Source organism: Alphaproteobacteria bacterium, assembly GCA_030680745.1.
Taxonomy (GTDB): domain Bacteria; phylum Pseudomonadota; class Alphaproteobacteria; order JAUXUR01; family JAUXUR01; genus JAUXUR01.
Window position 1 is genome coordinate 11,533 of the sequence record JAUXUR010000038.1, and the last position, 22,117, is coordinate 33,649.

Below are 22,117 nucleotides of genomic sequence, written 5' to 3' on the forward strand. Positions count from 1 at the left end.
CACTTTTTGTTTTTTCTATACAATAAACAAAAAATAAAATAGGGAGGAACATCTATGATAAAGCATCATTTTTTAAGATCTTTTGCTTTTTTAATTATATCTTTTGTTTTTTATCAAGATGTTAATGCTTATTCAAAACCAGTTTTTCAGGTAGAATCACCCTTCCCTGCACGATCGACACCTCAATCACAACTTTTTTTTGCTGAGGACAAATGGTGGGGTATTTTCCCTCATAAAGACGGTCAAACCCTTTGGGAACGTACAAATAATGGTTGGCAACAAGCAAGCAATATGAATAATGAACTTGCAGACCTTAAAGGGATTGCCGATATTGCGACAACACCTCAAACCATTGAAGCCATTTTTCCAAACAACCAAGAATTAACCTATCTTCAATTGACCTATAGCAAAAACAACAATCAATATGCTGTTTCCCAAAAGGAAAAAATCGCACTTGCAGCATCTAGCAATACCTCATTGATTGAAACTGACGTGGCAGGAAATATCTGGATTGCTTACTTATCTGATGGAAAAATATTCACGCAGACAAAATCCGCAGGTAAAAATTGGTCCGATCCTTTCCAAGTAAGTGCCCCAAATGAAAAAGCATTGTTCCTTAATGGCATTTCAAAACATAAAGAAAACATTGGCATATTATATTCATCTGAAAATGGTGTTTTTTTTCGACAACATGCTCAAAACAAACCCATCAATATTTGGAACAAAGCCGAATCTGTTCCAGTAGGCGAGAATGACCAACATTGCAATTGCCTACACCTTGTTTCTAACAATGAAGGCATTGTGTATGTTGGCACCAAAAAAATAGTTGAAACTGGTAAAAACTATGAAAAAAATAGAACAAAAGCATTCGCCTATGCTAAAAGACTTACAAATGGCAAATGGGTAAGTGAACCTTACGCAAATTTACCCAAAGAAGGCGACGTAACACGTAATCCTTCTTTATATCTTGTGTCTGACCCCTCTTACTTATTTTTCGGACAATCCACATCCCAAAATTTGGCACCGCAATATGTTGGTGCAAGCCCCCTCATTCCTGAACCCGCACGTAATGGTGTATCATTATCACGTACGCAAACACCCTTTGAAGTCGCACGTGCCAAACAAGCCTTTAATCAAAATGCCCCTATGATTCTTTTAAGTTCTGACGAAAAAGGACAAATCTACGAAACAAATCTGCCTAATCTTGTTTGCCCTAATACAGAAACAGATTTTTCTGTTGATGTAGGTCGCCCCAAAGACCATGTGGATGATATTGCTTTTTGGATACATCCAACGGAACCCGCCAAAAGCTTTATTGTGGGAAGTAATAAATTACGTCATAGTTTTGATAAAAAGATTGGCCGCGAAGAAACAGGTGGTCTCAATATTTATGATTTAAGAGGCAAAAATCTTAAATTCTTAGAAATTGGATCTCAAAACAACGTTGATATTCGTTATGGTTTCAATCTTGGCGATCGCATTGTTGATATCGTTTCATCTAGCAATCAAATGGATAACACGCTTTCTATCTACGCTGTTGATCAGAAAAACAACAACCTCATTAATGTTGCTGCACGTCCGATTAAAACAGGCATTGAAGTCTATGGTTATTGTCTGGGTTATGATAAAGCGAGTGATAAATATTATGCTTTTGTAAATTCGCGCGAAGGTCATGTCGAGCAATATGAGTTGTTCGCAACTGCAGATCATAAAATTGATGCAAAACTTGTCCGCAAAGCAAAATTTAACACTCAAGTTGAAGGTTGTACTGTTGACGATGAATACGGTCACTTTTACATAGGCGAAGAAAAAGTTGGTATTTGGAAAATGTCACTTGATCCTTTAACCAAAGGTACACGTCTTATTGATAAAGTTGGTGGCGATTATATTTCACAGCCCGATCTTGAAGGTCTATCAATTTACTATACACAAGACGGCAAAGGCTATTTATTAGCCTCTAGCCAAGGTAGTTCAGAATATGTTGTCTATAATAGAGGCGAAAACAATGATTACGTTAAAACCTTTAAAATCGTTTCTAATGGCAAAATAGATGGCACAGAATTAACGGACGGCATTGATGTCACAAGCGCAAATCTTGGGCCACTTTTCCCCGATGGTGCCTTTATTGCTCATGATAGCATTTCCAACAAAACAGGTAATTCAAACTTCAAGTTTGTTTCTTGGCGTTCGATTGCTGAAACAGGTCCCACAAAATTAACCATCGACAATAAGTGGAACCCAAGAAGTCTATTGCCTAAAGAACGTCAAAATTACGTTAGCTACCAAGTGAAATAATAACTTTTGGAAATAAAGGCAATCCTAGGATTGCCTTTGCTGAATTAGAAGAAAATATAGTCAATAAACTTGAGAAGTAGACAAAGAACAACGAACGCAGTGCATCGCTATATACATGAGTAATGCATGACACGATATCCTCCTTAATGTCTATCGACTATACATGAGCAATAAGTGATTCCCAATTAACAAAAAACACTATATAAAAACTAACGTAACATCACTTGAACAAATTTATGTTGTCCTGGCTCAAGAATTGCAGGTTCATTTTTTGTTCTTACTTTTCTAGAATATTCATAGTTTTCGTAATCTATCGGATGAGCACTCTCTTTTTGACCATAAATCAAACACAAAGTTCCAAAATCATCAGCTATTTCAAGATTCGGATTGTTTAATTCTTCTATAAAATGTTTCAAATTCCATTGAAAGCCTTGGCTTAATTTTAAACATCCAAAACAAGGATCATAATTACTTGATATATTAATAACACATCCAGTGATCGTAATTTTATGTTTTAAAGCTTTAAAAAAAACCTTAAGGTTTTGTTTAAATTGTAGAAAAAACAAAGCTTCCGAATGAGAACAATTATCTCTCCATGCACCACCTGATATTTCTTCCCTTATAAGATCTTCAAGGCAATGACCAAGTACTAACCCCCTCTCTTTTCCAGGAATATCGCTAATTCCTTCAGATTCATCAGGACCTAAGTAAGCTTCTACTAAATCATAAGCCGTTAAAAAACGATTTTCCTGCTTAAATCCTAAATCTTTCTTTGTGAAGAAATGACCACCACTAACAAAATTATTTTTAACTTCAAATTTCTGGTGATATTTTTTACCACCCACATCATAAAAAAAAGTTATATTGCCTTTACAAGTATTTGGATATTTTCCTAACGCACTTGATCTATGGTGTATTTTTTCTTTTAATAATTCTAACAAATCATCATTTGCTACATTTTTTATAGCAGAATTCTCATATTCTTTTCCAAACACAACATAATTTGGTGTTGTTTTCAATTCATAATTTTTGTCAATTGAATTTGAATCATATAAAACACCTACGCAATTATTTTGCATAGAAAAAAACAAACCTGTTAATAAAATTAACACTCTCATAATAAACCTCTTTAAAATTTTAAATATAAACAATTTTACATAATTTTAAAAGAAAGTAAACATTAATTTTACAAACAAAAGTAACAACTAACTATTAAATTGTTTTAATTAGAAAAAATTAACCAAATTTTACAATCTATACCTAATAAATTTAACAAACCACGCGATATTAGATGAATGATGTCTTAATGTTCTTTTTGCATCATAAAAAAGACTTCTATCTCGATCTTCTTTTCCATATATTTCTTGTTCCAATTCAGGAAAGACACGCACAAGCTCAGAAGGAAAATCACTGGCTAATTTAACATCAAAATCTGAAGATGATTCATCCACATCTAATGAAGGATCAAACGCCATCATAGAAATATTTAAAAATGCTTCAAGCGTTTGAATCATTTTAATTTCTAAACCCATAATCAGATAATTTAATGATGCTGCCTTTAGCAAACGCGCCGGTATAGATTCAATTATATTTTCGTGAAGTAAATAAAATGCAGCCAATAACGCTCTATTGTAATCTCTTCCTGAAGAACCAAATATTTTATCAATACTTATAAACTGATAAAAAATTGACGCTATGTTGATAATGCAAACAGCTGATTTTTTATAAACCTCTTCAGTGCATTTTGCACGATCCGCTAAAAGCCCTGCATAATGTGACTGATCATGAATAAAAAGCTCAATAGGCGCCTTAAATAAACCACCATGTGCACTATTTTCTTCATCTGACAATCCATAAAGAACGCAACCCTTACTTAAGGCATATAAATAGGTTTCAAGCTGAAAAATTGAATTCTTACCCATCATCATCATAGGTCTAAAATATCTACACGTTAATGCCGCTTTACATTTAACATATAATCTACTCTCAGCCTTTTTCTTTTTTTCTGCAATCCATTCCAAATCATCGTCTGATTCCAAAAAATTGTAGTCGCACTCTAACAGCAAACTATATTCTAATAAATCTTCAATCTGTCTTAAGGAAGCTTTATATACTTCATGGGTAGGATTTAAATCGTATTTGAATTTTTTAGAAAATAATTCTGACGAAAGTAAAGCTGCGGACACCTCACCCATATTATAAATCGTTTCATGTGTTGGGTTTTCGATTTGACTCAATTTTTCAAGCGCGTAAAGCCCTCCTAAAATAATTAGAAAACGGCGCGAATAATCTATTTTAGTTGCATCTTTAGTCTTTATAACTTCTTGAGCTTCTGCGTATATGCCTCCCTTTTTATCAACACATTCGATTGTGTAATTATATATTTGTTCAATTTGATCGTGAATATTAGTTTCAAGCTGTGCATCAATAAAATTCTTTTGCTCTTCAAAAGTCGAACAAAATACATTTAAAGGCATAAAAAAATAGCATAATAAAAAATACATCTTTATTTTAAACATAAAAAACCTAATTTTAAAAAAAATATAATATCCAATAATATAAATTAAAATTAAAAAAAGGTCAATAAGACTGACTAGAAATAATTACCTAAAATAATTAAGTTAGTAAAACTAAATATATTCATTTACATCTGTCTTAATATTACTTTTCCAAATAAGTCTTAATGCATTTAAAATAGCCAATACATCAATAACTTCTTGAATAATTGCGCCCCAAACGGGTGTCAAAAAGCCAAAAGCTGCAAATCCAACACCGATCAAACTCAATACCATCCCACCGATCGCTGTCTGCAAAACGATTTTGCGCAAATCAATACTTAAATGTAATAATTCATCAACTTTAATCAATGTGTTTTCAAGAATAACAGCACCTGCCGCCTCCCCCGTCACAGCACTTTGCTGCCCAAAAGCAAGACCTACTGTTGCCACAGCTAAAGCAGGCGCATCATTGATCCCATCTCCCATAAACAATGTTGGCGCTTTTTTAACTTCGTCTTCAACAATATGTAATTTTTCTTCAGGCGATTGCGACGCAAATACCTCGGTAATACCTAATTGCTCTGCCAAATATTTTACTTCTGATTCACGATCGCCTGACACAAGCATAATTTTATCAAACAGATGCGCTGGTCCCAAATGCTCAATAAAAGCGTGACCATCAGCCCGTGGCTTATCACGCAATTGAAATATGCCTGCAACCTTATCATTGACAAGAAAAATACATTCAAGCCCCAATGTTTGCGCAGGTAAAAATTGGGCTTCATCAGGGAAACGCGCTATCAATTTTTGGCGATTGGTTACCCAAATAAAATCATCCCCAATTTTTCCTTTAAGACCCGATCCAGGTTTTTCTGAAACTTCTTGCGCTTCACGTAAGGCTAGTTTTTCATCTTTGGCTTTACGTAAAATAGCGCTCGCCAATGGATGTTTCGAATAACGCTCTAAACTTGCTGCCAACTGAATAATTTTATGAGGCGTAAAATCATTGAAAGCAATAATATTTTGGACCTCTGGCCGCCCATAAGTCAATGTTCCTGTTTTATCAAAAATAGCCGTTCTACATAGTGGCAAATTTTCCAGCACGCCTGGATCTTTAATAATAATACCTTTACGTGCAGCAATCGAAATAGCGCTTATAATGGCAATAGGTATACCTATCAATAATGGACAAGGTGTTGCAATAACAAGCACTGTTAGAAAACGCGTAGGATCACCCGACAAGACCCAGGCTAAAGCAGCCACCAACAATGCAATTGGCGCATAAAACGCGCCTATTTTATCGCCTACCCGCCTCATATGCGGTCTTTTTTCTTCTGCAGCCTGCATCACTTTCATAATCGTTGCGTATCTTGAATCTTTAGGCAAACGCTCTGCTTGAATTGTAATAACAGCTTCCCCATTCACAGCACCGGACAACACATTCGATCCTGGCGCCTTCGACACACGATAAGGCTCCCCCGTTAAATATGACTCGTCCATTGATCCATGGCCATCGACGACAATACCATCCACAGGACAGGTTTCATGCGGAAAAATAACGACTTTATCGCCAATTTTAATATGATTGATAGGATGCTCTTCAATATGTTCATCAATTTTAATATGCGCTATATTCGGCATCCGATTTGATAATGCTTTCAACACATTAGACGCTTTTCGTTTGGCATATTCCTCTAAAAATTCACCACCCAAAAGCATTAACACAATGATTGAGCCAGCAAGATATTCGTGCATTAGAAAGGATGTTATAAGCGCGAGTGCTGCGAGCAAATCCGCCCCAAAATTGCCTTTAAATAGATCCAATATAATTCGAACAAAAAGGATGCCACCAATAACAATAAGAGATAATTTAAGAGGGATATCGAAAAAAGGAAAACCAAATATCTGAATCGATGGTTTTAAAAGGTAAAAAACAATTGCAGCACACACAAAAACGATGGCAATTATTTTAATAAAAGGAAGAATTTTTTTCATGGGACCATTCTTGTTTATCTTCTGCATATCAAAAGACTAGCATAGAATATCCTCAAAAAATAATTAAAACATAATTCATAAGAACACTATTGAATATGCTAGATTTTACGTACATCTAAAATGCCTTTATAGGAGAAACAAAACCATTTGGTTTTAATGCCAACAAAGAACATTTCAGTTTTTGCAATGTATTTTCAGCTGTATTCCCACAAATAAAACCGTCTATGCCTGTGCGTGCCACTGTCCCCATGACAAGAATATCAATTTTTAAATCATCGACAAATTGCGGTATCATTCTTTGAGGCGCACCCCTCACATGATGCACTTGTATATTACCGCTAATGTTCGATTTTTTAATCAATTCTTCCAAAGCAATATAATGTTTATCCCGCACATCCTCTACACTTTTAGATAATGCGTTATCTGGAATATCGATCCACATATTATTTCTTAAAAACCCCTCAAGCTCATGATCCCAACAAGAAATAATATTCAATTTATTATCACAATTATCTGCTAAAGAACGTGAAATTTCGAGCAAACGAATCGACAAATCATGCCCCGCTTTTTCATCACTTATTGGATCAATGGCGACTGCTACATGAATATTATCTCTATGCCGCTCGATCGGACGGCACAACCATACTGGACACGGACACTTCCTTAACAATTCCATATCAATTGCTGTAAATCCAATGCCGTCTTCTTTTTGCGCTGCATTCTTAACAATAAGATCATATGAATGCTTCAACACCTGACGAACAATACGTATTGCCGGTATACTACCACTCTCTACTTGAATGTTTATAGGTAGATCTGTCTCACTTAAATTCAATGTGTCACGGGCCGATTGAATGGATTGTTGAAGTTGCGTTTTCAGTGATGCCTCGAACTTATCTTTATACACTGTCATTAAATCAGAAAATTCTAAGCAAACAATCAACACATTCAGCGTTGCATTATTATTTCGCGCAAGACTCAGCACTTGTTTTAAGGATTCTGTTTCATCTGCAAGACCGTTGCTTACGAATAGAATATTATGAAATTGATTCATACCGCCCCCTAACCAAACATTATGTTTATTCCGATACATTAGACGATCGGCTTCTTTTCTTTAAATTACCAAACTTCTTAAAAGGGACAAATGATAAATATTTACCTGGGCAAATTTTCACCAAACCTGTCCAACATCAATCTACGGGACAATTTTTATTTTTAGGCTAGAAATTTGGCCACACACCTTTGTTTTCCTGAACGCCTTGAAGCGAAGCTTCGAAGGCAGATTCAGGATCCATAACGAAATACATGCTCAAAGAGCATGGCAAAATTATTTAAATAACGTCATGATCTACGATCATGATTGTTAATTGGACCCTGAATCCGTGCTCGAAGCTTCGCTTCTCGCTTGTTCAGGGAAACGACTGGATGTTTGGCAGGTTTTAACCAAAGTTATTTTTTTGTCCCGTAGATTGGCCCAACATAGACCCAAATAATCTAAAACTACTTCCGCTTTAATTCAGCACCTTTAATTTCGCCTTTAATGACAACGTCTTTATCAGCCTTAACAATACCTTTTCCAGATTCAAATTCAATATTACCATCAATGACAGTTTTGCCCTTTAATTTCAATTTTTGAACTTTTTCTGGATTATTCTTACGGACATAAATTGCTTTAGATGTCGAATCTTTAAGCTCTGCTTTATCCATAGTAATCGTAATCTTTTGAAAACTTGAATCTTCAGCAGAAAAAGGTCCAATTATATCAACGTCACCTTTTATTTGTGATTTTTCAAGGTCTATAGGTCCTATTGCTGTAAAATTATCAGATGTAAATTTTTCAGCTTTAAGAGGCCCTGTTACATGAAATGATGCAAATTGGCCATCTTTGCCTTCAACTGGCCCCATAATTTTTGAATTACCCTTTACTTTAAGATCCTCAAAATCAAGTGGCCCCATAATGTCCAATGATTCAACGTTCATTTTTTTAAGTTTTGTAGGCCCCATCACTTTTAAAGAGCCTTTATCTTCACCAGATAAATGTGCAGGCCCCATAATTGTTGTTGGCTCTAATTTAGCAGTTTCTGCCATTAATGCAGGCGCAATGAGCGCATTACATAATGAAAATAAAGCGATTTTTTTCATCTATTTACCTGTAAGTTGAATTGATTCTTGCGTCAGAATATAACAAAAAAAATCTAAAAGCAATTTACAGAACAAATACCAGAAGATGAATCATTGCAGCGCATAAAAACAATTGATATATTGCGAGGTTAATATACAACTTGGATTTAATAATGTCTTCTCAACAAAATGTGACACCCGTAAAACCTCTTGGATTTTGGCGCACAACCTCTCTTGTTACCGGTAATATGATTGGTTCTGGCGTTTATTTATTACCTGCATCCCTTGCGATCTTTGGTGGCATTTCCTTGTTTGGGTGGCTTATTTCTGCCTGTGGCGCCATAATACTCGCTTTGCTTTTTGCACGTCTTTCAAACCTTCACCCAAAAGCAGGTGGACCTTATGCCTTTGTGCATGAAGTTTTTGGTGATTTTATGGGTTTTGAAATCGCCTGGACATATTGGATTTCTGTTTGGATCGGCAATGCTGCTATTTCTATCGCACTCGTCAGTTATTTATCCTACTTTTTCCCTATTCTAAAAGAATCCAATATGATGGGATTTTTAGTTACTTTTGGAATGTTATGGTTATTCACAGCTATTAATGCTATTGGCGTTAAACAAGCGGGTATTGTTCAATTGGTGACCTCTATTTTAAAACTCATTCCACTTATTTTATTAGGGTTTGTTGGAATTTTTTATATTGATTTCAATAATTTTGTGCCTTTTAATCCAACGGATCTTCCAGATTTTTCAGCCATTATGATGGCTGGCGCCTTAACGTTATGGTCATTCATTGGCGTTGAAGCCGCCACAATTCCTGCCGAACATGTTCAAAACCCTAAAAAAATCATTCCTTTGGCAACCCTTACGGGTACTTTTATTGCAGCCATTGTTTACATTTTAAGCACAAGCGCTGTTTTAGGCATTTTAGGCAGCACAACACTTCTTCATTCACACGCACCTTTTGTTGATGCCGCTGAAAAAATTTGGGGTCATTATGCAGCCGTTATTGTGGCCGTAAGCGCTGTTATTTCATCCATGGGTGCATTAAATGGATGGATCCTCATTCAAGGCGAAGTACCTAAAGCTGCAGCCGCTGATAAACTATTTCCGGCAATTTTTGGCAAAGTTTCAAAAGCGAAAGTGCCTATTTTTGGTCTTATGATTTCAAGCTTATTGATTTCCTTATTGCTGGTGATGAATTTTAGCGAATCTTTGAAAGATCAATTTAAATTTCTTGTTCTTTTGGCAACTTTGAATATGCTTTTACCTTATATTTTTTCATCCATGGCTGCTCTTTATCTTTTTGTTAAAAAGAAAAAAGAATTTTCAAAAGCGTCTTTTGTGTCGTATTTAACGATCGCTGTTTTAGGATTTGCCTATTCATTTTGGGCAATCATAGGTGCTGGACAGACAAGTGTTTTTTGGGGATTTATGGTTATTTTATTAGGGATACCAGTTTATGTTATCCTTAAAATAATTCAAAACAAGTAATTGCCAAGCCTATGGGCAAATTCGTCGTCATATTTCCGATTCCGATACTCATGTACAAAAAGGTACATTCCGTTTCGGTTCTCAATCTTCCTAGACTTTGCCTCATAATCTTGGCAATTAGACATTTGAATTTTAAGGGGGAGGGATTATTGCTACAGAAAATAATAAAATTATCTTAATTTGGAGCGGGCGATGGGATTCGAACCCACGACATCAACCTTGGCAAGGTTGCACTCTACCCCTGAGCTACGCCCGCTTAGGTGTCATATCGTGTAGGCATAATAGCCTATCTTCCAATCTTTGCAAGAGGGTTTTTTAATTTTTTTTGATATTTTGCAAAACGCCTAAAAAATAGTATGATAAAAATCAACGTCGCCTATAAAAAAAGATCGAGGAAAAAATTAAATGTTCAAAAAAATCACGTGCCTTTTAGCCCTATGTTTATTTTTATCCCCATCTCTTTCTTATGCTGAAGAAGAAAGCGAAAACACAAAATCTGTTGGTGTCGCCATCGGTGCCTCTGCAAAGCCAATCGTACTTCAAAAACCATGGGCTGCTTATTACGCTGACAAAGTACCTCTTTCTTCATTTGACCCTTATGATTTAATTGTTTTTGATTCACAAGATCACCCCCAACTAAAGCCACTTTCCGACAGAGGAAAAACATTATTAGGTTATCTAAGTCTTGGTGAAATTGAAAAAATTCGACCTTATTATCGCGCTGTTAAATCTGAAAATCTTCTTTTAGACGAAAATAAAAATTGGCCTGGTAGCTATTTCGTTGATGTGCGTAATAAATTTTGGGCTAAACGTGTCATTGAAGAATTAATTCCTCAATTGCTACATAAGGGATTTCATGGCGTTTTTATTGATACACTAGACAATCCAATTGAACTCGAAAGACAGGATCCAGAAAAATTTAAGGGAATGCGCGATGCCTCTGTAACGCTCATTAAGGCAATACGCTATCATTATCCTCAAATACCCATCATGGTAAATCGTGCTTTTGAAATTCTTCCTGAATTAGGTGAGCATATTACAATGGTTTTAGGAGAATCCATGTATTCATCCTATGATTTTACCAATAAAAAATACCAAAAAGTGAACGAAAATGACTATCGAGACCTGGTAAGTAAATTACAAAATTTTAAAAAATCTTTTCCAAAAATACGTGTCATGTCTCTTGATTATTGGAACCCCGAAGAATCCGAAGAAATTAAAAAAATATATAATATACAACGTGCCAATGGATTCGAACCTTTTGTTTCTGTTCTTAAATTAGATCATCTAACAACTGAACCAAAATAGAAAATGTTTTATGGTAAAAAACAAAAAAGTTTTTTAATTCTTAATTTGTTTTTGCTTATTACATTATCTTTTAATGCGTCAAGTAATGTTAAAAGACATATTTTGGCGCTCTATTCTGGATCTGAATCTGATGATATAGCTTTTCATCCACTTCATCTTTATGCAGAATTACCCCTCAATCATTTAGGTTTTGTATTAAAATACTGGGATATCGATAAAGGACTTCCTCATTTAAATGATATAAACGATTGCAGAGCCATTATAACCTGGTTTTTAAACGGAAAATTGAAAAATCCACTCGACTATATTAAGTGGGCAACAAATGCCATTGAAAAAGGATTTAAATTTATTATTCTCGGCAATATTGGTGCTGAAGAAAATTTAGAAAAAAAACCAACTTCTCTTGTTTCCCTAAACATCCTTCTTAAAACCTTGGGTGTAGAGAGAAAAGAAATCTGGGTAAATCCACACCAAATTCAAAAAATTACAAATAACAATCCTGAAATAATTAATTTTGAACGCAAATTAGATATGATTCAAAAAGGATTTAATCTTCAAAATAGCATAAGCACTGGCGGACATTCCATTCTTTCAGCAGAACTCAAAGATGGCCTTGTTTCCGATCTTATTATAGTCACACCTAAAGGCGGCATTGCAACTGAAGGGTATTTTCTTTATTTAGCTGAAGAATCCCCCTTAACACAACAAAAAGATATTGATTCTAAAATTATTTCACAATGGTATATTAATCCTTTTGCTTTTTTTCGTGAAATTTTAAAAAGTGACGATCTCCCCAAAGCTGATACAACAACCTTATGCGGCAATCGTATTTTTTATAATCATATCAATGGACTAGGGTGGAGAAATAAAAGTGAAATCGTGCATCATCATAAAAATGGTCTAAGCGCCATTGAAGTTATTTACGAAGACATCCTTTCCAAACATCCTGAACTACCGGTAACAATTGGTCCTATTATTGCTGATTTAGACTTATCCTGGGTGGGTACAAAAAAAAATCAAGAAATAGCTAAAAAAATTTTTGCATTGCCACATATTGAAGTAGCCTCACATTCATATAGCTTTCCCGAAAATACTAATTATTACCTCAAACAAAGAAGCCTTGCAGAAGAAAAAAAGGATTTAGACCGCGGTATCATGCGCAGATTATATTTGAATCAACCGTACGAACATGAAAAAGAATTTAAAGGATCAATTGATTATTTGAAAAATTTTCTTCCAAGTTCAAAAAATGTTAAACTCTTCCTTTGGCCTGGTAATTGCTTGCCTAATATGGAGGATCTAAAACGACTCGATGAACTTCAAATATTAAATTTAAACGGGGGTCGTAATCGTTATGATGCTGAATACCCGTCTTATTCATCACTTTCCCCAATGACAAGACAGATTGGTCCTTATTTGCAAGTTTATGCCTCTGGTAGCAATGAAAACAGTTACACTTTTGGATGGCGAGAACGCTTTTTTGGCCTAAAATTCCTAACATCTACCTTACTAAACACAGACAGGCCCATTCGGCTTAAACCAATTAATTTATACTATTCAGCCTTTTCTGGACAAAAAAAATCATCAATGGCAGCCATCGAAGAACTCCTTGATTATATTAAATATGCTAATGTTAATCCTATTTTTGCAAGCGATTATGTTCAAATTGTTCAAGGATTTTATACAACTCAATTCAATCTTATTGATACACTAACATGGGAAATCAAAAACCGTCACACACTTCAAACAATTCGCTTTGATAATGCAAGTCTATCAAAAGTAGATTTTAAAAAATCAAAAGGTATTTTGGGCGCCAAACATATTTACGGAAGTCTTTATATCAGCCTTGATCCAAAAGTTGAAACGCCCATTGTTAGTTTAGAAAATAACGATCAGATTGACGCGCCTCCACCCGCTGAATCACCTTATCTTTTAGATGCGCATTGGCAAATTTCTGATTTTTCAACCAATCGAAACGCATTTGAATTTAATCTTAATGGATTTGGATCAGGTGAAATGAAATGGTATTGTCCTGAAAAAGGCACCTATAACGTAACTTTCATTCAAAACACTGAACGAAAAATTGGAGAATTTCAACTTTCACAAGACCATATTTTAACAATCCCTCTTCATTTCTTATCAATTGCTCAAGAAAAAGTAAAAATTGTTAAAGTTGAAAACCAACCCTTAAAACAAGAAGATAATTCATGATACGAAAAATTATTTTGCTCATTTTAATAATGTATTTTACCCTTCCTTGCTCAGCAATTCCTTCTGAAAACGCCAGTTATTTACTTGAAAAAAGAACAATTATTGCACTTTACAAAGCATCTGAAACACCTACTGGCATTGCACATCATCCCCTTCATCGATTTTTAGAAATGCCCCTAAATCATTTAGGCCTTAAAGTTGTCTATTGGAATATAGAAGAAAGATTACCAGATCTTAAAAAATATACTGACCTAAAAGGCATCATCAGCTGGTATTTATCTGATGACATGGAAAATCCAAAAAACTATATACAATGGGCAAAAAATTCTGTTGATTCAGGATTAAAATTTCTAATTATTGGATTAATCGGATGTGAACGCGATAAAAATAAAAACATAACGCCTTTATACGAATTAAATATGTTGGCAAAATCAATTGGATTTGAATTCATTCAAAGATGGCAAAACATTTCTTACGATGTTAATTTTATTTCAAAAAATCAAACAGAAACTGAGTTTGAACAAAGGCTTACTCAAAAACCAACAGGACTCCCCTTTTTTCGTATCAACGATACGAAATCTACAACATTATTAGCAATTTCGTCTGAAAAAGATAATGAACCACCCTTACCTGCTGTTTTTGTTACGTCTAATGGCGGATTTGCAGTTGATGGCGTTATGATAAACATCAACCCCGAAACATCTTTAGCGCGCTGGCATACCAATCCCTTTTATTTTTTAAAACACGTTTTTGAAACACAAACACTCCCCAAACCAGATGTGACAACTTTGAATGGCCAACGTATTTATTTTAGCCATATTGATGGAGATGGATGGCAAAGCATTTCTTACACTACGGAATTTAAGCACAAACAAATAACATGTGCTGAAGTTATTCTTAAAAAAGCGATTCAAGATTACCCTGATTTACCCGTCACTATTGCCCCCATCGCAGCCGATCTTGATCCTGAATGGCATGGAACAATTGCCGATCAAGAAATAGCAAAAAAAATATTTGCTGAAGCCCATGTCGAAGCAGGGTCACACACCTATAGTCATCCTCTTTATTGGGCTTATTACAATAACCCCAATGTTATTGAACGTGAGAAAAAAGAGTTTGGATCTGGTAAAGTTCAAAGTTATAACGTTAAAAAAGCAAGTGATTCAACAAAAATAGCTGGTTATGCATTACCACGCGCTTTTCTTGAAAAAGCTTTTAATCTTAAAAATGAAATGATTGGTGCCGCTGAATTTATTAAAAAATTTTTACCACCTGGTAAGAATTTGAAATTACTTCAGTGGTCAGGCGATTGTGAACCCTTTGAAAATGCTTTGACCATTCTTCGAAAAGGAAAATTCTTAAATATGAATGGTGGCGATAGCCGTTTCGATGAAGAATATCCATCTTATTCAAATGTTGCCCCCATTGGCCATACAATTGGACAAGAGCAACAAATTTACGCTGCCAATAGCAATGAAAATACCTATACCAATAATTGGACAGGACCTTATTTCGGCTTTAAATATTTAAAACACACACTTGAAAATACTGAATTTCCGATACGCGTTAAACCCTTTAATATTTATTATCATATGTATTCTGGCGAAAATGATGCAGCCTTAAATGCACTTTTGGGCAATTTAAAATATGCACGAACACAAAACATTATCCCTATTCACGCAACCCATTATGCTGAAATAGCTGAAGGTTTTTATACAACCAAATTTTTAAAAATAGCACCTTTTTCTTGGCAAATTCAAAACAGAGGCAATCTGCAAACCATAAGATTTGATGATGCCACTGATTTATGGATTGATTTTAGCAAATCAAAGGGTATTATCGGCGGCAAACATTTTCAAGGCAGCCTTTATCTATTCTTGGACAAAACCGAAAACACACCTATTATTTCGCTTGTGAAATCGAAAACTTTTGATGCGCCCCCTCTTTCTGCAATACCCTATTTACGCGAGTCAAACTGGGAAATATGGGACGTTAAAATTGATAAAGATTCCTTAGAATTTAAAACTTGTGGCTTTGGTTCATCAAAAATAAAGTGGATTGTACCCCATGAAGGAAGCTGCAACCTTATCGTTAAAGACAATGGACCAGAAACAAAAAAAGAAGTTTCTATTCAAAAAAACAATATATTAGAAATAAATGAACTTATTTCTAAAAATGAACCAATTATAGTTAGAATCATAAAAAATTAATACATTCAAAACTTATATTCACCCAAAACTTTTATGCGACTTTATAAAATTTAAAACATAATGTATTCTTTCGTCCTATTAATACTTAATTAATTTTTATTTTATACAATTTAATTATCAATCAATAATTAGGGCTTTATCGTGAGCACAAAATACATATTTAATTTCAGCAGCTTAAAATGTTCTAGTAAAGCACTTTGCATTGTTATGGTGTCTTTGTTGCTTACAGCGAGCATGATGCCAAGCGCCGTTAATGCTTCACAAGTTCAAAATGTAGACATAGCTCCTCTTGCGCTAGAAAACGATGCATTAGCACACGCAAAAGAATTTATTATTAAAGAAGCAAGTCTAAGAGATATGCACGCAAAAGAACTTAATGAGGCGTTTGGTATCTTACTAAAACACAAAGAAAATAACGATATTGATGAAAACCTGATAACAAAAATATGGAATAATAAAATTACATTTTCTAATTCCAATCAAAATTTATTAAATTACTTTCTTTATTTATATAAAAAAAATTTTTTATATCATAAACCAAGAATAGGAAAAATACTGCCTCAATTTCAGCAATTTCTAGATTCATACTTAGACGATATAAAGAATATTGATACCATCAAAATATTTTTAGAAAGAAAAAATGATATTTACAATCTTAGTGAAAGTAAATATGAAAATTTTGCAGATATTATAATTTTAAAAACAATATTTAATAAATTTTACGATACAAACAACAATAATAAAAATCTTAAAAATGAAGCTATTGATTTAATTTTTAAAAATACTATTTATAAAAAAAATCCTTTTGAGTGTTTTGATTTTTTTACTATTTTAGATGAAAAAATGAAATCGAATGAAATTAGTAAATCTTTATTTTACAAATTATTCTTTATTTCAAATACATATTTGAAGGAAAATCATTTCAATACTTTTTCCTTAGATCAACTTGGAGGCATGAAAAACACTCTCAACCAAACGGCTAAAATATATACAGAATTAAAAATTATAAATACAGAAATTTATAACAGCCTATTCAATGACCATCTAGTTAATACGTGGCTAAAAAGTAAAATATCTGAACAATTAAATAAAATCATAGAGCCTGTTGTATTGTATAAAAATTATCAGGATTTTTTTGAATTTGCAGTTATACCTCAAAAAGATTCATTTTCTTTTGATAGTACTTTTATATCGGAAATTATTTCTCAATTTATAAAATCATATAAAAATGAAAATCAAGATCTTTTTTTGAAATCCCTAAATCAAGGCCTGCTTTACAATTTTTCATTCCTTACCGAGCCTGAAATGTTTCTTTTGAGTAATGAAACAATTTATAGGTCTATATATTCTGCTTTGCAAGATTTGCTTAAAAAAGGCATAATTTTTGCCAATAATACAAATGCTTATCGTTTTGTGCATAAGTCCAATTTGTTGCTATCGTACACGAAAAGTGTAAGAGAAACATCCAGCGATGAATTAGCATCAAATTTATTTGATGCTACCTATGAAAATTTTTATAAATATTTACGATCCAAAACGAATAATAAGGATATACAATACTCAAATGATTTTTTACCATTTAACGCACCTTTAATTATTTCTCATCAAGGTGTTTACAATGAAGGAATTCAGATTAACGTTCCATTTGAAAATGGGAATCCTTTATATGTTGAATACCCCCTTGATGGCAAAACATATCCTATTGGATACACAATATATTTTCCAGAAGATACGAACCATATAGAAGCCATTCAAGTGCAAGTTTATGGAGGCCTTACCAAAGAGGAACGTATTAAAAATGCATACAGACCGTCATCTTTATATAACCATGAAGCTTATCTTGCACGGCACAATACAATGATTATTAAATTAAATTTACCTGATTTTTTAGGCGATACACATCAAAGGCAAATGACTGAAGAAACAATGAATATGCTGCAATATTGTATTCAACATTTTTGGAAAGCATTAAATAATAATCCTGAATCCATTGATAATCGTCTATTAAGCTTTAAAAATGTTCCTAAATATCTTTCTGGAGGAAGCTTTGGTGGATTTGTATCTTTGCTTCAAGCACAAAACTACCCCAATACATGGGATGGATATATTTCCCATAATGGTTGGTTGTCTATAGGTAAAAACGAAAAATGGGATATTTTGAATCGTAAATATATTCTTCAACCAAATCCAAACAAAATTGAAGATCCTTTCCTTGTCTTAGGGAACGCACATGATAACAATGTTAATATGCGCGATTGGACAAATTTTTATAAAAAAATGAAAAAAGAAAAAAAAGAACACCTCGTTAAATCTTGGTTTACCTATTCTGGAATTTCTTTAGGAAAACAAGCAGGATTAGAAGGACTTAGTAATGATTTGACTAACACTGGCCATTACGCACCTAACAACATTAAAGAGCTTTTAACATATAGCAAGGTGATACTTGATTTTATGAAAAAAGATGAAATTGTGCACGAAAACATCCTATCCGATCATATTAATTTAATAGGATGGATCAAATCTTATGAAAATGATATATCAGCAACTGCCGAAAAATTGTTTTTAGCGGAAGTCTACGAACAGGAATACGAGAAAAATAATTCCATAGATGAAGAAGCGCTAAAAAACATTTTTCTTACTTTTTATCTTCTAAAAAATGATCCTTCTTCACTTGGATATATAATAAGAAGAAAATCAATTAATGATCAACTGAGGAAAGGTCTTGAACGTGATTATGAGGCCTGGGTATATTTTACACAAGATTTTATGCAGCATGATCAGGCATACCCTATTTCTCGATATTTTGAGCCTAGTTTAAACATGAATTTTTCGAACAATTTACTTGAAAGTTATAAAGAATGTCTTTTAAAATTATCTACCTATTATGGTCAGCGTAGTGATAAAAGAGAATCTCTTGCTTTTTTAAGATCAATGCGGAGCTTTTTTGTTGAAAACCCTGAACTGGTAAGAGATTTTGACGAACGTTATAAAGTTGACCAGGATTTTCAAAAAGCTTTTGAAAAAGCAAAAGAAAAATGGAATAAAATTAAAACAGAAATAGACGAAGTTGGCCACAAACTTATCCATTCTTCTCCACCCAAAGACAAGGATGAGCTTTTGCACGAAATTGATTTGAAAAATGATAACATCATATCCTTAGAAGAAATTTCTAAAATCGAAGGCGATGAGGCAGACAACACATAATATGCACTCAGAAAATAGGGTCGATTTTAACACATCAAATTAAATTCACCCTGTTTTTTTAAAAAACATCCTAAAAACGAATTACATCAGTAGCCCCCCCATGCGATCAAGCGTGTAAAAATAAATAGGCAATTTTACTATTACGATTTATCATTATCATAGAAAACAAAAAAAAATGTGGGGCTATGTTCACCAAAAACTGCGATATAAAAAAAGTAATATTAATATTACTCTATTCCCTTATATTTTCTACAACACAGGCAAAAGATGCCATCCAACAAAAAATCATTTTAGACCAACCTACTTTAATACAACCAACACCTAAGCAACCTGAACAAAAAATTCAACACGCCATAGATACCCCACAACAAAATCCCATTTTAGAACAACCTACATTAATTCAACCTACCCCCAAACAACCTGAACAAAAAATTCAGCGTACCATTTTAAGCCTTTATTTAGGTGATCAAAATAATGAAATTCAATACCATCCCATTCATATCACCTTTGATATGCCCCTTAACCATTTAGGCTTGCGTGTCAAGCACTGGAATTTAGCCAAAGGCTTTCCTGAACACATTGATATGGAAGAAATTCGAGGCATATTAATACATTTTGATGCCAATGAATTAGCAGATCCTACCTCATTTCTTGACTGGATAATGCCGCATATGAAAAATGGCAAAAAAATTGTTTTATTAGGTGCAATTGGTTTTTTTCAAAATAAAAAAGAAATTGAAACCCCTGCCCATCTTATCAATAGTTTTTTTAATTATTTAGGATTGCAACTTGGTATAAAAAACAGCAATGAAACATATAATGTGAAATATGACCCATATGATCCTGCACGCATTGAATTTGAACATAAATTATCAAGCAATTTAGAACCTTATATATCACTCACTAAATTAACCTCTCGCGTTGACGTCATTTTATCAGCTACGACACCAAATCAAACATCTTCTTCAATACTCGTTTGTACAAATGAAAATGGAGGATATGCGGCCTCTGGTTATAATCGTTTTGAAACATCAAAAGGCATAACACAATGGCGCATTAATCCTTTTGATTTTTTTCGCAAAGCTTTTGCAACAGATGAAATTATAAAACCTGATACAACAACTTTGTTTGGCAATCGCATTTTTTATGCCCATATTGACGGCGATGGTTGGCGCAGTATTTCTCAAACACCTAAATATGCAGAAAAACAATATAATTGCACACAAGTCATCGAAGAAGAAATTATTAAAAAATATCCCCATTTGCCACTAACGATTGCACCCATTGTAGCTGATCTCGATCCTACTTATTTCGGAACACCTGCACTTATTGAACAAGCTAAAAACATTTTTTTATACCCTCATATATCTGCCGGTTCTCATAGCTACACACATCCATTAGATTGGAAATTTTATGATGTTCCTGATGCTGATGCAAAAGAAAAAAAATTATTTGGTGCCTCCTTAAACCAAGTTGAATATCAACATAATCGCAAAGAAGTCGTCAAAAAAATAGGTAATGGATACTCATTACCCCGATCTTATTTATTTGGTGAGTTCCAAATTGAAAAAGAATTAATGGGATCGATCAATTTTATTAAAAAGATCATTCCATCGAACAAAAAAATTTCGTTATTCCAATGGTCTGGTGATTGCGTTGCCTTTGAAGGTGCTTTACAAATTTTAAAGAAAAACGGCATTTACAATATCAATGGTGGCTATACAAGGTTCGATCCTGAATTTCCGTCTTATGCATTTGTAGGACCTATTGGTCGTGATGAAGGTAATGAATGGCAAATCTACGCTTCCAGCAATAATGAGAATACTTATACTGATAATTGGACCAACAAATTTTTTGGCTATCGCTACCTTACCAATACATTTGAACGGACAGAAACACCTTATAGAGTAAAACCGTTTAATTTATACTATCATATGTATTCTGCTGAAAAAACATCATCTCTAAAGGCCTTGAAAGACAATTACGATTACATCGACAAACAAAAAAAAATATCAATTACAGCAAAGCAATTTTCAAAAATTGCCAATGGTTTCTTTTCAACTGAGCTTCAAAAATTAGGGGATAAAAAATGGCTTGTTCTCAATAGAGGTAATGCAAACACATTCCGTTTTGATTATGCAACACTTTTAGAAATTGATTGGGTACAATCAAAAGGCGTCATTGGTTATAATCACTTGCAAGGAAGTCTTTATGTATCGCTTGATAAAAATATAAAAGAACCTATTATTGCGCTCAAAGAACCTGATATTATCCCTACATCACCTCAATTAACACCTCATCCTTATATTCATAAAAGCACTTGGATTATTTCAAATTTTGAACCTAAAGACGATAATAGTATTAATCTAAAAGTACATGGTTATGGAGAAGGTAAAATTAAATTGTTCTGCCCAAAACAAGGAACTTATAGTCTTCAAGGAAAAGCTATTAATGGTAAAAATTTCACCTATAACGGAACGCAAAACAAGCAAGGCATTGTAAGTTTTGATATCCCTGAAAATGCTATAGATTCACTTCAACTTTATATCAGCTTCACACAATAAATTTTTAAAAATTTTATATCATTGACCGTAAAATTCAGAAATCAACGCCATGTAATCAATAAGACACATGTCAAACCCTTGTAGGTGTTTTAGATTTATAATTCTAAAACGCTCTAGATCTTGTAGGTCAAAAATTAATATTTATTAAAAGTTAATTTTAGGTCAACAATATACAAGTATTATCTTCTTTTGAGTATCCTTGTTTCATACTATAC

At 33.6% G+C, this 22,117-nt stretch carries 12 protein-coding genes and 1 tRNA gene; 7 read left to right on the forward strand and 6 right to left on the reverse strand.

Annotated elements, in window-relative coordinates:
* Window positions 1-54: 54 nt before the first annotated feature.
* Window positions 55-2,295 carry a phytase gene (locus tag Q8L85_03380; GenBank protein ID MDP1723723.1) on the forward strand — a complete coding sequence of 747 codons (2,241 nt, stop codon included), beginning with the start codon at window positions 55-57 and terminating at the stop codon, window positions 2,293-2,295.
* 209 nt (window positions 2,296-2,504) lie between these two features.
* On the opposite strand, the gene Q8L85_03385 is transcribed toward Q8L85_03380, so the two are convergent.
* From Q8L85_03385 to Q8L85_03405, 5 genes are all read right to left on the reverse strand, one after another.
* On the reverse strand, window positions 2,505-3,413 hold the full coding sequence (locus tag Q8L85_03385) for a hypothetical protein (GenBank protein MDP1723724.1): 909 nt from the start codon (window positions 3,411-3,413) through the stop codon (window positions 2,505-2,507).
* A gap of 129 nt (window positions 3,414-3,542) precedes the next feature.
* The gene (locus Q8L85_03390) at window positions 3,543-4,814 is read right to left on the reverse strand and encodes a hypothetical protein (protein ID MDP1723725.1); all 1,272 of its coding nucleotides are present in this window, start codon (window positions 4,812-4,814) and stop codon (window positions 3,543-3,545) included.
* A gap of 111 nt (window positions 4,815-4,925) precedes the next feature.
* Complete coding sequence (locus tag Q8L85_03395) at window positions 4,926-6,788, reverse strand: heavy metal translocating P-type ATPase (protein ID MDP1723726.1); 1,863 nt, start codon at window positions 6,786-6,788, stop codon at window positions 4,926-4,928.
* A gap of 115 nt (window positions 6,789-6,903) precedes the next feature.
* The gene (locus Q8L85_03400; protein ID MDP1723727.1) at window positions 6,904-7,842 is read right to left on the reverse strand and encodes a universal stress protein; all 939 of its coding nucleotides are present in this window, start codon (window positions 7,840-7,842) and stop codon (window positions 6,904-6,906) included.
* Between the two features lie 446 nt (window positions 7,843-8,288).
* Window positions 8,289-8,930 (reverse strand): hypothetical protein, encoded by a 642-nt coding sequence (locus tag Q8L85_03405; GenBank protein ID MDP1723728.1) that lies wholly within the window; start codon window positions 8,928-8,930, stop codon window positions 8,289-8,291.
* 152 nt (window positions 8,931-9,082) lie between these two features.
* On the opposite strand from Q8L85_03405, the gene Q8L85_03410 reads away from it, so the two are divergent.
* Window positions 9,083-10,405 (forward strand): amino acid permease, encoded by a 1,323-nt coding sequence (locus Q8L85_03410; GenBank protein MDP1723729.1) that lies wholly within the window; start codon window positions 9,083-9,085, stop codon window positions 10,403-10,405.
* A gap of 181 nt (window positions 10,406-10,586) precedes the next feature.
* Here Q8L85_03410 and Q8L85_03415 read toward each other — a convergent pair.
* A tRNA-Gly gene (locus Q8L85_03415) sits at window positions 10,587-10,661 on the reverse strand.
* Window positions 10,662-10,810: 149 nt separating this feature from the next.
* Between Q8L85_03415 and Q8L85_03420 the strand changes: the two genes are divergently transcribed.
* From Q8L85_03420 to Q8L85_03440, 5 genes are all read left to right on the forward strand, one after another.
* Window positions 10,811-11,713, forward strand: coding sequence for an endo alpha-1,4 polygalactosaminidase (locus Q8L85_03420; GenBank protein ID MDP1723730.1), 903 nt, complete (start codon window positions 10,811-10,813; stop codon window positions 11,711-11,713).
* A 3-nt stretch (window positions 11,714-11,716) separates the two neighbouring features.
* Window positions 11,717-13,924 carry a hypothetical protein gene (locus Q8L85_03425; GenBank protein MDP1723731.1) on the forward strand — a complete coding sequence of 736 codons (2,208 nt, stop codon included), beginning with the start codon at window positions 11,717-11,719 and terminating at the stop codon, window positions 13,922-13,924.
* Complete coding sequence (locus Q8L85_03430; GenBank protein MDP1723732.1) at window positions 13,921-16,134, forward strand: hypothetical protein; 2,214 nt, start codon at window positions 13,921-13,923, stop codon at window positions 16,132-16,134. Before Q8L85_03425 ends, Q8L85_03430 begins: the two co-directional genes overlap by 4 nt.
* 141 nt (window positions 16,135-16,275) lie before the next feature.
* On the forward strand, window positions 16,276-19,338 hold the full coding sequence (locus Q8L85_03435; GenBank protein ID MDP1723733.1) for a hypothetical protein: 3,063 nt from the start codon (window positions 16,276-16,278) through the stop codon (window positions 19,336-19,338).
* A gap of 185 nt (window positions 19,339-19,523) precedes the next feature.
* Window positions 19,524-21,902, forward strand: coding sequence for a hypothetical protein (locus tag Q8L85_03440; protein ID MDP1723734.1), 2,379 nt, complete (start codon window positions 19,524-19,526; stop codon window positions 21,900-21,902).
* Window positions 21,903-22,117 lie beyond the last annotated feature (215 nt).

Coding starts and splice junctions, on each gene's coding strand:
- Q8L85_03380 (MDP1723723.1), top strand. CDS start 55: ATGATAAAGCATCATTTTTTAAGATCTTTTGCTTTTTTAATTATATCT.
- Q8L85_03385 (MDP1723724.1), bottom strand. CDS start 3,413: ATGAGAGTGTTAATTTTATTAACAGGTTTGTTTTTTTCTATGCAAAAT.
- Q8L85_03390 (MDP1723725.1), bottom strand. CDS start 4,814: ATGTTTAAAATAAAGATGTATTTTTTATTATGCTATTTTTTTATGCCT.
- Q8L85_03395 (MDP1723726.1), bottom strand. CDS start 6,788: ATGAAAAAAATTCTTCCTTTTATTAAAATAATTGCCATCGTTTTTGTG.
- Q8L85_03400 (MDP1723727.1), bottom strand. CDS start 7,842: ATGAATCAATTTCATAATATTCTATTCGTAAGCAACGGTCTTGCAGAT.
- Q8L85_03405 (MDP1723728.1), bottom strand. CDS start 8,930: ATGAAAAAAATCGCTTTATTTTCATTATGTAATGCGCTCATTGCGCCT.
- Q8L85_03410 (MDP1723729.1), top strand. CDS start 9,083: ATGTCTTCTCAACAAAATGTGACACCCGTAAAACCTCTTGGATTTTGG.
- Q8L85_03420 (MDP1723730.1), top strand. CDS start 10,811: ATGTTCAAAAAAATCACGTGCCTTTTAGCCCTATGTTTATTTTTATCC.
- Q8L85_03425 (MDP1723731.1), top strand. CDS start 11,717: ATGTTTTATGGTAAAAAACAAAAAAGTTTTTTAATTCTTAATTTGTTT.
- Q8L85_03430 (MDP1723732.1), top strand. CDS start 13,921: ATGATACGAAAAATTATTTTGCTCATTTTAATAATGTATTTTACCCTT.
- Q8L85_03440 (MDP1723734.1), top strand. CDS start 19,524: ATGTTCACCAAAAACTGCGATATAAAAAAAGTAATATTAATATTACTC.